Here is a 12,865-nt window from a genome sequence, read left to right as displayed (position 1 = left end):
TTGCGACTTCTTTGACAGCCTTGGACGGCCTGATCTCCGACACGGTGCGCGGTTGAGCCTGCCTATACTGCCGCGTATGGAGGCATGGCTTCAATCGATGATCGGACTGCTGGCCCTGCCCCAATACGGGCTGAGCACGCTGTTCATCGTCTCGTTCATCTCGGCCACGCTGCTGCCGCTGGGTTCCGAGCCTGCTTTGTTCGGCCTGCTCAAGCTCAATCCCGAACTGTTCTGGCCGGCGCTGCTGGTCGCCACCGCCGGCAACACGCTGGGCGGCATGGTCGACTGGTGGATGGGCTACGGCGCGCACCGCGTGGTGGACCGCTACGGCCACTCGCGCGCGCACGTGAAGGCGCTGGAATGGCTGGAGCGCCTGGGCCCCAAGGGATGCCTGCTCTCGTGGCTGCCGGTAGTAGGCGATCCGCTGTGCGCTGTCGCCGGATGGCTGCGCTTGCCGTTCTGGCCGTGCGTGTTCTACATGGCGATCGGGAAATTCCTGCGGTACGTGACGATGACCGTGGCGCTGCTGCACGTCTTTCCGGGCAAGATTCCTGGGTTCGGTTAGGTCGGAGGCTTCACGTCGCGGCAGGCGGTGCCCGGCATGGAGGCACGCCAACGGTGGCGCGCAACCCTCGTCACAGCAAAGCCGCACGCGGGCGGGCCGTGGCGCGCAGTTGGACAGGGCGCCTGAGGCGGTTGGACGGACGGCAGGCGCGCGCAGCGCGCTTCGTGAACTGACTTCGCGGGGGCTGTTTGAACGGAATAAAAATCGGGGTCAAATTCCAATTTCGCTGCGTCGCGTAGCGACGCATCTGCGGCCTGTAGAACAGGCCTGCGAAATTGGAATCTGACCCCGATTTTTATGCAGAGAGTTCCCCCGCGCTGCCGTCCGTCCAACCGCCTCAGGTCTGCCGGCGGCAAAGCCGCCGGTCGCCCTGTCCGCGCGGCACGGCCCGCCCGCGTGCGGCTTTGCCGCGTGGTCCCCCGAGCGAAGGGACTGCTAAACGTTGAACAGGAAGTTCAGCACGTCCCCGTCCTTCACGACGTATTCCTTGCCTTCACTGCGCATCTTCCCCGAGTCCTTCGCCCCTTGCTCGCCCTTGAGCGCGATGTAGTCGTCGAAGGCGATGGTCTGCGCCCGGATGAAGCCGCGCTCGAAGTCGGTGTGGATCACGCCCGCGGCTTTCGGCGCGGTGTCGCCGATGTGGATGGTCCAGGCGCGCACTTCCTTCTCGCCGGCGGTGAAGTAGGTCTGCAGCCCCAGCAGCTTGAACGCCGCGCGGATCAGGCGGTTCAGGCCCGGCTCGTCCTGGCCGATTTCCGCCAGGAACAGTTCCTTGTCCTCGTCCGCCATCTCGGCGATCTCGGACTCGATCTTGGCGCAGATCACCACCACCGGCGCCTTCTGCTTGTCCGCGTACTCGCGCAGGCGGTCCAGGTAGGGATTGTTCTCGAGGCCCTTCTCGTCCACGTTGCCGACGAACATCGCCGGCTTGGCGGTGATCAGGCACAGCGGCTTCAGGAGCGCCTGCTCGTCGTCGCTCAGGCTCAGGCTGCGCGCGGGGCGGGCTTCGTCCAGCGCGGCCTGCACCTTGGGCAGCAGCGCGGCCATCTTGGTCGCTTCCTTGTCGTTGCCCGACTTCGCGGCCTTTGTGTAGCGCGACAGCGCCTTGTCCACCGTGCCCAGGTCGGCCAGGCACAGCTCGGTCTGGATCACCTCGATGTCGGCGATCGGGTCCACCTTGCCCGCCACGTGGATGACGTTGGCGTCGTCGAAGCAGCGCACCACGTTGACGATGGCGTCGGTCTCGCGGATGTGCGCCAGGAACTGGTTGCCCAGGCCCTCGCCCTTGCTGGCGCCGGCCACCAGGCCCGCGATGTCGACGAACTCGACGATGGCCGGAACGATGCGCTCCGGCTTCACGATCTCCGCCAGCTTGCCCAGGCGCGGGTCGGGCAGCTCCACCACGCCCACGTTGGGCTCGATGGTGCAGAAGGGATAGTTCTCCGCCGCGATGCCGGCCTTGGTCAAGGCATTGAACAGAGTGGATTTGCCCACGTTGGGCAGGCCCACGATCCCGCACTTCAAGCTCATGTCAGTTCCAAAGAAATCAGCCCGAAAGTGTAGGGCCTACGCAAAGTCCAGGTTCGCGGTCACGGGCTGGCCCACGCGCAGCACCTGGTCCACGCCCTGCACGATGATGTTGTTCATGCCGAAGGTGATGGAGCCCCCCACCCGCTCGTCGCGCCGGTAGGTCTGCAAGGTGTCGCGCACGGCGTGGCCGGTTTCTGCCGTCGCCGGGTCGACGTCGGGAATCGGGCAGCGCGGGCACGGCTTCACCGGCTTCAGCCGCACCATGCCGTCGGCCGTCGCGATGTCCAGGCCCGCCACATGGTCCTCGTCGTGCGCCTCGATGCCGGCCAGCACGATGTTGGGCCGGAAGCGCTCGATGCCGATGGCCGCATGGCCGGCGGCGGCGAGTTTCTCGTTGAGCAGCGCCAGCGACGCCTCGCTCGCCACCAGCAGCGGAAAGCCGTCGGAAAACTGGGTGGGCGCCTCGGCGTCGCCGGTCCATTTGCTGCTGGCCAGGCGCCGCTGTTCGGGGTCGAAGCGCACCAGGCGCAGCTTGCGGCCCAGAAAGTCGCTGAACCACTGGGCGGCGACGTTGCCCATGTCGTAGGCATTCACCGTGTCCTTCCATACCTGCACCGGTGTGGGCTCGGCGGCCTCCACCGAATCGATGGACAGGTGCAGCGCCAGCATGCCGGGCGCGCGCAGCACCACCTCGCCCAGCTTGATCTGCGGGCGGATCAGCGCCATGCGCGGCAGGTCGCGCTGGGTGACGAACACGCCCTCGGCGTCCACCACCATCCAGGCGCGGTCCAGGTCGAAGCCGGTCTCGGTGAGCAGCGCCTCGCGCAGCTCCACGCCCGCGCAGGACTTGACGGGATAGACGAACAGGCGGGCGATGCGCGCGGTGAGGTCGGGAAGGTCGGAGATGGGCTCGGCCATGGCGGAACAACGAACGGTGTGGTCGGACAGACCGGGGGAAGCCGCGATTGTGCCTCGGCTCCTACAATCCCTCGCATGCCGCCCCCTATTGATGTGTGTATCCGCGGCGCCGGCATCGTGGGCCGCACGCTCGCGCTGCTGCTGGCGCGCGAGCGGCTGCGTGTCGGCCTGGTGGCCGGCCCCGAGCCCGCGGCCGGACATTCCGACGTGCGCGCCTATGCGCTCAACACCGCCTCGCGCGCGTTGCTGGAGCGCGTGCGCGCCTGGCCCGACGAGACGCACGCCACGCCTGTGCTGGGCATGGAAGTGCATGGCGACGAAGGTGGCGCGGTGCGCTTCAGCGCCCAGGCCGAGCGCGTTGCCGCCCTAGCCTGGATCGCCGACGTGCCGGCGCTGGAACAACAGCTGGCCGAGGCCACGCGCTACCAGCCGGGCATCACGCTCCTCGCGCAACCCGAACCGGCGGCGCTCACCGTGGTGTGCGAAGGCCGTGCCAGCGCCACCCGTGCCGAGTTCGGTGTGCAGTTCGAGGTCACACCCTATGGCCAGCATGCGGTCGCCGCGCGCCTGGACTGTGAGAAACCGCACGGACAGGTGGCGCGCCAGTGGTTCGCCGATGGCGAAGTCACCGCTTTGCTGCCCTTGGGCGGCGCCGCGGGGAACTCGGTGGCGCTGGTCTGGTCAGTCTCTCAGCAGTCCGCGGCGGCGCTCATGGCGCTGGATCCTGCGGCGTTCGAGGAACGCCTGCAGACGGCCAGCCACGCGGCGCTGGGCCGGCTCACGCTGGCGAGCGAGCGCAATGCCTGGCCGCTGCAGCTGGCGCGGGCCGACCACTGGTGCGGCGCGGGCTGGGTGCTGGCGGGCGATGCGGCGCACAACGTGCATCCGCTGGCCGGCCAGGGCCTGAACCTGGGCCTGGCCGACGTGCGCGAACTGGCCCAGGTGCTGCAGGGCCGCGAGTACTGGCGCAGCGTGGGCGATGCCAAGCTGCTGCGCCGCTACGAGCGCGCGCGCAAGCCGGACGTGCTGGCCATGGGCCTCGCGACCGACGGCTTGCAGCAGCTGTTCGCGCGGACCGAGGCACCATGGGCCTGGGCGCGCAACTGGGGCATGAAGGGCTTCGAGCGCAGCGGACCGTTGAAACATTGGGTGGCACGGCAGGCCATGGGCCGGCTTTGACGACAGAACACAGAAGAGAGAACACGATGACACCGATTCGACGCGCGCTGCGCGCAGGCTTCGCCGCGCTGGCCCTGGTGGCCGCGCTGGCCCAGGCCCAGGGCCCCGCCACGCTGCTGCCGGGACAGGAGGCCTTGCTGCGCAAGAACCTCGCCGAACGCATGCCGCAGATGCCGAAGATCGACGAGGTCACGCGCGCGCCGATCGCCGGCCTGCTTGAATTGCGCATCGGCGCCGACATCTTCTACAGCGACATGGAAGGCAATTTCCTGCTGGAAGGCGAGATGGTCGAAACCAAGACCAGGCGCAACCTGACGCAGGAGCGCGTGAACAAGCTGACCGCCATCGACTTCGACAAGCTGCCCGTGAAGGACGCCTTCGTCATCGTGCGCGGCGACGGCAAGCGCAAGCTGGCGGTGTTCGAGGACCCGAACTGCCCGTACTGCAAGCGCTTCGAGCGCGACCTGCAGAAGGTGGACAACGTCACGGTCTACATGTACCTCTACCCCATCCTCGGGCAGGACTCGGCCGACAAGTCGCGCAGCATCTGGTGCGCCAAGGACCGCGGCAAGGCGTGGCTGGACTTCATGGTGCGCGACCAGGCGGTGGTCGCAGCCACCTGCGACGTCGCGCCGATCGCGCGCAACGTGGAGTTCGGCAAGAAGCACCGCATCACCGGCACGCCGACCATGGTGTTCACCGACGGCACGCGGGTGCCAGGCGCGGTGGGCGCCGACCAGATCGAGAAACTGCTGGCATCCTCCAAGTGAGCCCCGGCCGTGTCGTGCCCGTGCACTACCGCGTGGAAGCCGCGGACGTGCAGGCGCACCTCTACCACGTCACGCTGAGCATCGCGCAGCCGCAGGCGCAGCAGCGCCTGTCGCTGCCGGTGTGGATTCCCGGCAGCTACCTGGTGCGCGAGTTCTCGCGCCACCTGCAGCGCCTGACCGCGCGGCAGGACGGCAAGCCGGTGGCGGTGCAGCAGATCGACAAGTGCAACTGGCTGGTCGACTGCGTGCCGTCGAGCCCGCTGGTGCTGGGCTACGAGGTCTACGCCTTCGACAACTCGGTGCGCACCGCGTGGCTGGACAACCTGCGCGGTTTCTTCAACGGCACCAGCATGTGCCTGAAGGTGCACGGCCAGGAGGCGCAGCCGCACGAGCTGGAACTGGTGGCGCCCGCCAAGGACGGCGCCGCCTGGGACGCCGCCACCGGCCTGGCGCCGGTGCGCGTCGGTAAGCGCGGCTTCGGCACCTATGCCGCGGCCGACTACGACGAACTGGTCGACTGCCCGGTGGAAATGGGTGCCTTCTTCTCCGCCGAGTTCAAGGCAGGGGGAGCGATGCACCGTTTCGTGCTGGCCGGCGCCGCCGAGTCGGTGGACAGCGCGCGCCTGCTGGCCGACACGCAGAAGATCTGCGAGACGCAGATCCGCTTCTGGCACGAGCGCAAGCGCCCGCCGTTCAAGAACTACGCCTTCCTGCTGAACACGGTGGACGACGGCTACGGTGGCCTGGAACACCGCAATTCCACGGCGCTGATCGCCTCGCGGCGCGACCTGCCGCGGCTGGGCGACACGCGCCTGGGCGAAGGCTACGTCACCCTGCTTGGCCTGATCAGCCACGAGTACTTCCACACCTGGAACGTCAAGCGCCTGCGGCCGGCGGAATTCCAGCACTACGACTACGGCCAGGAGAACTACACCCAGCTGCTGTGGTTCTTCGAAGGCTTCACCAGCTACTACGACGACCTGCTGCTGCGCCGTGCCGGCGTGATCGACGACACCACCTACGTCAAGCTGCTGAACAAGACCATCAACCAGGTGATGCAGGCGCCCGGGCGCGAACTGCAATCGGTGGCGCAGGCCAGCTTCGACGCCTGGGTGAAGTACTACCGCCAGGACGAGAACACCGCCAACGCCACCATCAGCTACTACACCAAGGGCGCGCTGGTGGCGCTGTGCTTCGACCTCACGCTCCGCTCCGAAGGTCTGGGCACGCTGGACGACGTGATGCGCGGGCTGTGGCAGCGCTGCAAGGGCGGCCCGATGACCGAGGCCGACCTCGCCGCCGTGCTGAAGGAAGTGGGCGGCCGCGCCTACACGCGCGAGATCGCTGCCTGGGTGCACGGCACGCGCGAGCTGCCGCTCAAGGAGCTGCTGGAGGCCCACGGCATCGCGGTGCTGGAGGAGCCGGCGCAGCTGCAGCAGCGCCTGGGCCTGCGCATGAACGAGGGCGCTGTGCTGCAGGTGAAGAACGTGCTGCGCGGCGGCGCCGCCGAACAGGCCGGCTTCGCCGCCAACGACGAATGGGTCGGCGTGGAAGTGGGAGGCACTGGCTGGCGCATGGGCAAGCTCGATGACCTGGGCCTGTACGCCGGCCTCCACAGGAAGGTGACGGCCCTGGTCGCGCGCGACCGCCGCCTGCTGCGCCTGGAGCTGAACGTTCCCGCCGCGGCCAGCACCTGGCGGCTGGTGCTGCGCGACGCGGCGCGGGCGCAGGCGTGGCTGAGCGTGCGCGCCTGACGCGCAGGCCCGGCTGGCGGGCCCTGGTCCTGCTGGCGAGCGCGGTGGTGGCGCTGCATGCGTTCACCCTCGACTGGCTGGCGCGCGAGCTGCGCTACAGCACCGTACTGCGGCCCACCGTCGATCCCATGTTCACGCGGCTGCTGAAGCCGCAGGCGCCGCCGTCCGTGCCGGTTGCCGCCGCGGTGCCGAAGCCGGCTGCGGCAATGCCGGCCCGGGACAACAACGCCTTCGCCGCGGCCGTGAAGCCGCGCAAGCCGGCGGCCTCGGAGCCCACGCAGGAGCAGCGGCAAATGGCCGATGCGCAGCCGCCGCAACCGCAACAGGCACCGCAAGCGCCGGCCACCACCGAGCCCCAGCCGCCTGCCGTGCAGCCACCCGCAGCGCAGGCGGAAGCGGCGGCGCCGCCCGCGTCTGCCCCTGCGTCAAGCGACGCGCAAGCGCTGGACAGCTGGCCCGCCGACACCCGCCTGTCTTATGTCCTGAGCGGGCGCTTTCGCAGCGGCGAGTTGTTCGGCGACGCACGCGTGCAGTGGCAGCGCGACGGCAGCGCCTACCAGGTGCGGGTGGCGGTGGACGTGGCGGTGTGGGCCAGCCTGGTGCTCACCAGCCAGGGCGAGGTCACGCCCGCCGGGCTGGCGCCGCGCGCCTACGAGGAAGTGCGCAACGGCAAGCCGCGCGCCGTGCGGCTGGACCGCAGCACGGTGCTGGTCGAGGGCGGCCGCGTGCTGCCGCGGCCCGAAGGCGTGCAGGACACGGCCAGCCAGTTCGTGGAGCTGGGACACCGCTTCGCCACCGGCGGCACGCAGCTGCAGGTGGGCCAGGCGGTGAGTTTCTGGATGGCGCGGCCCGGCGGCGTGGACCTGTGGACCTACGACGTGGTCGGCCGCGAAGTGCTGCAGACGCCACAGCTCGGCGCGCTGGACACCTTCCACCTCAGGCCGCGGCCCATCGCCAACCCGCGCGGCAACATCACGGCGGAAATGTGGTTTGCGCCCGGCCTGCAGTACCTGCCGGTGCGCATCCGCGTCAACATGGACGACATGGCCTACGTGGACTTGCTCGTCGAGCGGATCGAGCAGCGCTGACGCAATGCGGCGAGTGCTTCAGGCCGGCCGCGCGACGATCACCTTGAAGTCGCTGCCGATGTCGCCCGCGGCCATGTGCGCGCGCTCGCAGGCGAAGGCTTCGTGGATCCAGGCGTCGTGCTCCGGGCGGCCCGCCTCGAAGTTGTTGACGATGGCGCCGTCGAACACCAGGTTGAGCACCGCGCCGCCTGCATCCAGTTCGTGCTCGGTGCGCATGCTGGCGCGCAGTGCGTCCAGCAGCTCGCCGGAACGCACCGCCTCCGACGGATCGAGCGCGATCATGTGCGCCACGGTCGGCCGCTGCAGGTTGCGGTGCAAGGAACCGTCGGGCCGGCGCACCAGCGCGTCGGGCAGCCGCTGCAGGAACGCATTGGCCAGCGCCAGCTGCCGATCCGTCCACTGGAAGCGCGTGGGGCCGAAGAAGTCGATGGCCGCCAGCCGGCCGCCCGGGCGCAGGCAGCGCCGCACGCCGGCGAACATGGCCTCCAGCGCTTCCACATGGTGCAGCGCCGCCTTGGCGAACACCACGTCGTAGCAGGCCGTGCCGAATGCGCCGCTGTTGGCGTCGCCCATTTCGTACGCGAGCCGTCCGGCCCACTCGCCGCGCGCGGCGTTGGCGGCCTCCACCCGCGCGGGCGACAGGTCCATGCCCGTCACCGAGCCGAACACGCCGGCGGCAACCAGCTGCCGCTCGAAGGCGCCGTCGCCGCAGCACAGGCTGAGCGCATGGGCGCTCTCGAATGCGGGGCAGCTGGCCTTGAAGAAATCCAGCACCGACACCGATGGCGAGCCGAACAACTCCTCCTGCAGCAGGCCCAGGATCACCGGGTGATCGGCCCAGTCGCCGTAGCGCGCGGGCTGCTGTGCGACGCGCGCCTGCCAGTTGTCCCAATGCTGCGCGGTGCGCGCGGCCCCGTCGCCGCTTTCGCTGCCACTCTCACCGCCCACCAGGCGCCGCCAGCCCGCACGCAGTTGCCGCAGCATCGCGTCAGCCCTTGCGCTGGTCGACCACGCGCCTGGCCTTGCCCATGCTGCGCTCGATGCCGCCCGCAGGCCGCAGTTCGATGCGCGCGCTGGTGCCGACGTAGGCCTTGATCTCGTGCGCCAGCATGTCGCCCGCGGCGCGCACGGCGTCGCTGTCGTGCGCCAGGTCGGCGCGGCATTCCACCAGCACGGCCAGCGCATCCAGCGGGCCTTCGCGCGTGAGCAGGCACTGGTAGTGCGGGGCCAGTTCCGCCCGGCGCAGGATCAGCTCCTCGATCTGCGTGGGGAACACGTTGACGCCGCGCACGATCATCATGTCGTCGCTGCGGCCGGTGATCTTCTCCATGCGGCGCATGGTGCGCGCCGTGCCAGGCAGGAGGCGCGTGAGGTCGCGCGTGCGGTAGCGGATGATGGGCAGCGCCTCCTTGGTGAGGCTGGTGAACACCAGTTCGCCCAGCTCGCCGTCGGCCACCGGCTCGCCGGTTTCGGGGTTCACGATCTCGGGATAGAAATGGTCTTCCCAGATGGTCGGGCCGTCCTTGGTTTCCACGCACTCGTTGGCCACGCCCGGGCCCATCACTTCCGACAGGCCGTAGATGTCCACCGCGTCGATGCGCATGCGCGCCTCGATCGCCGCGCGCATGTCGTTGGTCCAGGGCTCGGCGCCGAAGATGCCCAGGCGCAGGCTGCTCTCGCGCGGGTCCAGCCCCTGGCGCTCGAACTCGTCGGCGATGGCCAGCATGTAGCTGGGCGTGACCATGATGATGTCCGGACGGAAATCGTGGATCAATTGCACCTGGCGCTCGGTCTGCCCGCCGCCGAAGGGCACCACCGTCAGGCCGAGCTTTTCCGCGCCATAGTGCGCGCCCAGGCCGCCGGTGAACAGGCCGTAGCCGTAGCTCACGTGCACCAGGTCGCCAGGCCGTGCACCCGAGGCGCGGATGCTGCGCGCCATCAGGCCGGCCCAGGTGTCGATGTCGTTCTTCGTGTAGCCCACCACCGTGGGCTTGCCGGTGGTGCCGCTGGATGCGTGGATGCGCGCGCACTGGCCGCGCGGCACGGCGAACATGCCGAACGGATAGCTGTCGCGCAGGTCCTTCTTGGTCGTGAACGGGAACTTGCGCAGGTCGTCCAGCGCGCGGCAGTCGTCCGGGTGCACGCCGGCTTCGTCGAACTTGCGGAGATACACCGGCGAGTTGGCGTACGCATGCTGCAGCGTCGCCTTCAGGCGCTTGAGCTGCAGGCTGCGCAGTTCGTCGACGCCGGCTTTCTCGATCGGCTCCAGGGGAAAACTTGTCATCGTCATGCGGTTGGCTCCGGCACGACCGTGCCGTGGATCTGCGCGCTCTTGCCGCGGAACATGGCCACCACCTCGCCGTGCTGGTTGGTGACCTGCATGTCGTAGATGCCGTGGCGGCCCTGCAGCACCTGCTCGACGCCCTCGCAGGTGAGCACGTCGCCCAGCTTGCCGGGCTTGAGGAATTCGATGCTGCAGCCGGCCGCAACCGTCACCTTGTTGCGGCTGTTGCAGGCGAAGGCGAATGTGGAATCCGCCAGCGTGAAGATCAGGCCGCCGTGGCAGATCTTGTGGCCGTTGAGCATGGCCTCGCGCACCGCCATGCGCATCACCGCGCGGCCGGGTTCGCACGCCACCAGCTCCATCCGCATGAAGTCGCGGCTGGCGCTGTCGGCCGCGAACATGGCTTGGCCGACGCGTGCGGCGAGTTCCTTGTCGGCTGGCTGCATCACTCGCCCTTGAACTGCGGCGGGCGTTTTTCCAGGAAGGCGGAGACGCCCTCGATGTAGTCGTGCGTCGCGCCCAGGGCCGACTGCGTCTTGCGCTCCAGGTCCAGCTGCGCATCCAGCTCGTTGCTGGCGGCCGCGCGCAGCAGGCGCCGCGTTGCGACCAGCGCCTTGGTCGGCAGCACGGCCAGGCGCTCGGCCAGCTTCAGCGCCGCCTGCACGCAGTCCTCGCCTTCGGGCGCCACGTCCCAGATCATTCCCCACTCTTTCGCGTCCTTGGCGCTGACCTTGTCGCCCAGCATGGCGCAGCCCATGGCGCGCGCCAGGCCCAGCTTCTTGATCAGGAGCCAGCTGCCGCCGGCATCGGGGATCAGGCCGATCTTGCTGAAGGCCTGCACGAAGCTGGCGCCGGTCGCCGCCACGGCCAGGTCGCAGGCCATGGCGATCGAGGCGCCCGCGCCCGCCGCCACGCCGTTCACCGCGGCGATGGTTGGCACGCGCAGGTCCATCAGGCGGCGCGTCATGGGGTTGAAGGCGGCTTCGATCAGCGGGCCGGGATCGGCGCGCTTGACCAGGTCGGGGCCGGGCGCGAAATCGAATTCGGAGAGGTCGGCGCCGGCGCAAAAACCGCGGCCCGCACCGGTGAGCACCAGCGCGCGAATGGAGGCGTCGCCGTTGACGCGCTCCAGCGCTTCCTTGAAGTCGGCGTGCATGCGCCGCGTGAAGCTGTTGAGCGCCTGCGGCCGGTTCAGCGTGACCAGCGCGACGGCACCGCGTGCCTCGTACAGAACGGTGGCTTCGTCCATGGGGTCGTCTCCTTTTCGGGTAACTCTAACATTCGCCGACCGTGCGGTCGGGCAATGACGGCCGGGCCGTGCATTCTCGGTATAGTTTGGCATCCCACAGGCAGGAGAACCCACATGGCCAACGAATTCATCGAGGTCCGCACCGAGGGCGGCAAGGTCGGCGTCGTCACGCTCAACCGCCCCAAGCAGCTCAATGCGCTGAACAACGGGCTCATGGACGAGCTGGGCGCCGCGCTCAAGGCGTTCGATGCCGACCCGGCCATCGGCTGCATGGTCGTCACCGGCAGCGAGAAGGCGTTTGCCGCCGGCGCCGACATCGGCGCCATGGCCAGCTACGGCTTCGCCGACGTCTACAAGAACGACTACATCACGCGCAACTGGGAAACCATCCGCAGCATCCGCAAGCCGGTGATCGCCGCGGTCAGCGGCTTCGCGCTGGGCGGCGGCTGCGAGCTGGCGATGATGTGCGACTTCATCATCGCCGCCGAGAACGCCAAGTTCGGCCAGCCGGAAATCAAGCTGGGCATCATCCCCGGCGCCGGCGGCACGCAGCGCCTGCCGCGCGCGGTGGGCAAGTCCAAGGCGATGGACATGGCGCTCACCGGCCGCATGATGGACGCCACCGAAGCCGAGCGCGCCGGCCTGGTCAGCCGCGTGGTGCCGCTGGACAAGCTGATGGAGGAAACGCTGGCGGCCGCGCTGATGATTTGCGATTACTCGCAGATCGCCGTGATGGCGGCCAAGGAGGCGGTCAACAAGTCGTTCGAGGGGACGCTGGCCGACGGCATCATGTTCGAGCGGCGCATGTTCCACGCCATGTTCGCCACCACCGACCAGAAGGAAGGCATGGACGCCTTCGTGAACAAGCGCAAGGCGCAGTTCAAGCACCAGTGAACCGGCCCGCGACCACGCTATAATTTCGGGCTCAGGCGCTTTAGCTCAGTCGGTTAGAGCGACGGAATCATAATCCGCAGGTCCGGGGTTCGAATCCCTGAAGCGCCACCAAACAGCCGGAAACCCGCATCAGCATTAGCTGGTGCGGGTTTTTCACTTCCGAGGCAGGTGGTCCAAGCAGTGGGCCAACCCAAGCCCCATGAAAACCGCTGTTCCTCACCTGCAACGCGACCGCTACGGCACCTTCTATTTCCGCGTCACTGACGCCGGGAAGACGATCAAGCGATCCCTTCGAACCAAGTCTGTTGAGCTTGCTACGATGAGGGCTTCTTGCCTGAATTGGGAGTGGGACACGATGAACCGCAGGACCGAGCCAACGATTGCCGAGATACAACAAGCCCTCGCCGATGGCCGAGTGAAGAAGCTCGATGTTGAACTGCCCAACGGCGTGAAGTTGAAGAACATCAATAACGACGCCGACGCAGAGCGGGCCAGGAGACTGTTGGAGTGACCTGCCCCCTTACAGCCATACCAATCTAAATTCCAGGAGGTCCGTCAACCAGGAGAATGACGGACATGAAGAAGAGCAGGTTTACCGAAGAGCAGATCATTGGTTTCATCAAGCAGGCGGCGG

At 68.4% G+C, this 12,865-nt stretch carries 13 protein-coding genes and 1 tRNA gene; 8 read left to right on the top strand and 6 right to left on the bottom strand.

Annotated elements, in window-relative coordinates:
• Positions 1-76: 76 nt before the first annotated feature.
• Positions 77-565: a YqaA family protein gene (locus tag H0U68_RS14625; protein ID WP_296356816.1), complete on the top strand. Its 489-nt coding sequence runs from the start codon at positions 77-79 to the stop codon at positions 563-565.
• Between the two features lie 435 nt (positions 566-1,000).
• Here the strand turns inward: H0U68_RS14625 and ychF are convergent, their stop codons facing one another.
• Both ychF and H0U68_RS14615 read right to left on the bottom strand, forming a co-directional pair.
• Positions 1,001-2,095, bottom strand: coding sequence for a redox-regulated ATPase YchF (gene ychF / locus H0U68_RS14620; RefSeq protein ID WP_296356814.1), 1,095 nt, complete (start codon positions 2,093-2,095; stop codon positions 1,001-1,003).
• Positions 2,096-2,131: 36 nt separating this feature from the next.
• Positions 2,132-3,013, bottom strand: a complete 882-nt coding sequence (locus H0U68_RS14615; protein ID WP_296356813.1) for an MOSC N-terminal beta barrel domain-containing protein — start codon at positions 3,011-3,013, stop codon at positions 2,132-2,134.
• A 75-nt stretch (positions 3,014-3,088) separates the two neighbouring features.
• Between H0U68_RS14615 and H0U68_RS14610 the strand changes: the two genes are divergently transcribed.
• The 4 genes from H0U68_RS14610 to H0U68_RS14595 are packed head-to-tail and all read left to right on the top strand — an operon-like array spanning position 3,089 to position 7,804.
• Positions 3,089-4,192 (top strand): FAD-dependent monooxygenase, encoded by a 1,104-nt coding sequence (locus H0U68_RS14610; protein WP_296356811.1) that lies wholly within the window; start codon positions 3,089-3,091, stop codon positions 4,190-4,192.
• Positions 4,193-4,218: 26 nt separating this feature from the next.
• Entirely contained in the window at positions 4,219-4,962 is a 744-nt protein-coding gene (locus H0U68_RS14605) for a DsbC family protein (protein WP_296356809.1), read from the top strand.
• Entirely contained in the window at positions 4,959-6,716 is a 1,758-nt protein-coding gene (locus H0U68_RS14600; protein ID WP_296356808.1) for a peptidase M61, read from the top strand. Before H0U68_RS14605 ends, H0U68_RS14600 begins: the two co-directional genes overlap by 4 nt.
• On the top strand, positions 6,695-7,804 hold the full coding sequence (locus H0U68_RS14595) for a DUF3108 domain-containing protein (protein WP_296356806.1): 1,110 nt from the start codon (positions 6,695-6,697) through the stop codon (positions 7,802-7,804). Before H0U68_RS14600 ends, H0U68_RS14595 begins: the two co-directional genes overlap by 22 nt.
• Positions 7,805-7,822: 18 nt before the next feature.
• On the opposite strand, the gene H0U68_RS14590 is transcribed toward H0U68_RS14595, so the two are convergent.
• Genes H0U68_RS14590 through H0U68_RS14575 form a run of 4 tightly spaced genes read right to left on the bottom strand, consistent with a single transcriptional unit; the run spans position 7,823 to position 11,337 of the window.
• Positions 7,823-8,788 carry a class I SAM-dependent methyltransferase gene (locus H0U68_RS14590; RefSeq protein WP_296356804.1) on the bottom strand — a complete coding sequence of 322 codons (966 nt, stop codon included), beginning with the start codon at positions 8,786-8,788 and terminating at the stop codon, positions 7,823-7,825.
• 4 nt (positions 8,789-8,792) lie between these two features.
• Positions 8,793-10,094 (bottom strand): phenylacetate--CoA ligase PaaK, encoded by a 1,302-nt coding sequence (gene paaK / locus H0U68_RS14585; RefSeq protein WP_296356802.1) that lies wholly within the window; start codon positions 10,092-10,094, stop codon positions 8,793-8,795.
• Positions 10,091-10,534 carry a hydroxyphenylacetyl-CoA thioesterase PaaI gene (paaI, locus tag H0U68_RS14580; protein WP_296356799.1) on the bottom strand — a complete coding sequence of 148 codons (444 nt, stop codon included), beginning with the start codon at positions 10,532-10,534 and terminating at the stop codon, positions 10,091-10,093. The genes paaK and paaI overlap by 4 nt, the downstream gene beginning before the upstream one ends.
• Positions 10,534-11,337, bottom strand: a complete 804-nt coding sequence (locus H0U68_RS14575; protein ID WP_296356797.1) for an enoyl-CoA hydratase-related protein — start codon at positions 11,335-11,337, stop codon at positions 10,534-10,536. The genes paaI and H0U68_RS14575 overlap by 1 nt, the downstream gene beginning before the upstream one ends.
• A gap of 114 nt (positions 11,338-11,451) precedes the next feature.
• Here H0U68_RS14575 and H0U68_RS14570 point away from each other — a divergent pair, with 114 nt between their 5' ends.
• The 3 genes from H0U68_RS14570 (at position 11,452) to H0U68_RS14560 (ending at position 12,742) form a co-directional block, all read left to right on the top strand.
• Positions 11,452-12,231: an enoyl-CoA hydratase gene (locus tag H0U68_RS14570; protein ID WP_296356795.1), complete on the top strand. Its 780-nt coding sequence runs from the start codon at positions 11,452-11,454 to the stop codon at positions 12,229-12,231.
• A 34-nt stretch (positions 12,232-12,265) separates the two neighbouring features.
• A tRNA-Met gene (locus H0U68_RS14565) sits at positions 12,266-12,342 on the top strand.
• Between the two features lie 88 nt (positions 12,343-12,430).
• The gene (locus H0U68_RS14560) at positions 12,431-12,742 is read left to right on the top strand and encodes a hypothetical protein (RefSeq protein WP_296356793.1); all 312 of its coding nucleotides are present in this window, start codon (positions 12,431-12,433) and stop codon (positions 12,740-12,742) included.
• The last annotated feature ends 123 nt before the right edge of the window (positions 12,743-12,865 follow it).

It is taken from the genome of Ramlibacter sp. (assembly GCF_013697775.1).
GTDB lineage: Bacteria > Pseudomonadota > Gammaproteobacteria > Burkholderiales > Burkholderiaceae_C > Ramlibacter.
This window is presented reverse-complemented; position numbering and strand designations above follow the sequence as displayed.

What these genes read in the sequence shown, in the direction of transcription:
- H0U68_RS14625 (WP_296356816.1), top strand. Translation starts at nt 77, where the DNA reads ATGGAGGCATGGCTTCAATCGATGATCGGACTGCTGGCCCTGCCCCAA.
- ychF (WP_296356814.1), bottom strand. Translation starts at nt 2,095, where the DNA reads ATGAGCTTGAAGTGCGGGATCGTGGGCCTGCCCAACGTGGGCAAATCC.
- H0U68_RS14615 (WP_296356813.1), bottom strand. Translation starts at nt 3,013, where the DNA reads ATGGCCGAGCCCATCTCCGACCTTCCCGACCTCACCGCGCGCATCGCC.
- H0U68_RS14610 (WP_296356811.1), top strand. Translation starts at nt 3,089, where the DNA reads ATGCCGCCCCCTATTGATGTGTGTATCCGCGGCGCCGGCATCGTGGGC.
- H0U68_RS14605 (WP_296356809.1), top strand. Translation starts at nt 4,219, where the DNA reads ATGACACCGATTCGACGCGCGCTGCGCGCAGGCTTCGCCGCGCTGGCC.
- H0U68_RS14590 (WP_296356804.1), bottom strand. Translation starts at nt 8,788, where the DNA reads ATGCTGCGGCAACTGCGTGCGGGCTGGCGGCGCCTGGTGGGCGGTGAG.
- paaK (WP_296356802.1), bottom strand. Translation starts at nt 10,094, where the DNA reads ATGACGATGACAAGTTTTCCCCTGGAGCCGATCGAGAAAGCCGGCGTC.
- paaI (WP_296356799.1), bottom strand. Translation starts at nt 10,534, where the DNA reads ATGCAGCCAGCCGACAAGGAACTCGCCGCACGCGTCGGCCAAGCCATG.
- H0U68_RS14575 (WP_296356797.1), bottom strand. Translation starts at nt 11,337, where the DNA reads ATGGACGAAGCCACCGTTCTGTACGAGGCACGCGGTGCCGTCGCGCTG.
- H0U68_RS14570 (WP_296356795.1), top strand. Translation starts at nt 11,452, where the DNA reads ATGGCCAACGAATTCATCGAGGTCCGCACCGAGGGCGGCAAGGTCGGC.
- H0U68_RS14560 (WP_296356793.1), top strand. Translation starts at nt 12,431, where the DNA reads ATGAAAACCGCTGTTCCTCACCTGCAACGCGACCGCTACGGCACCTTC.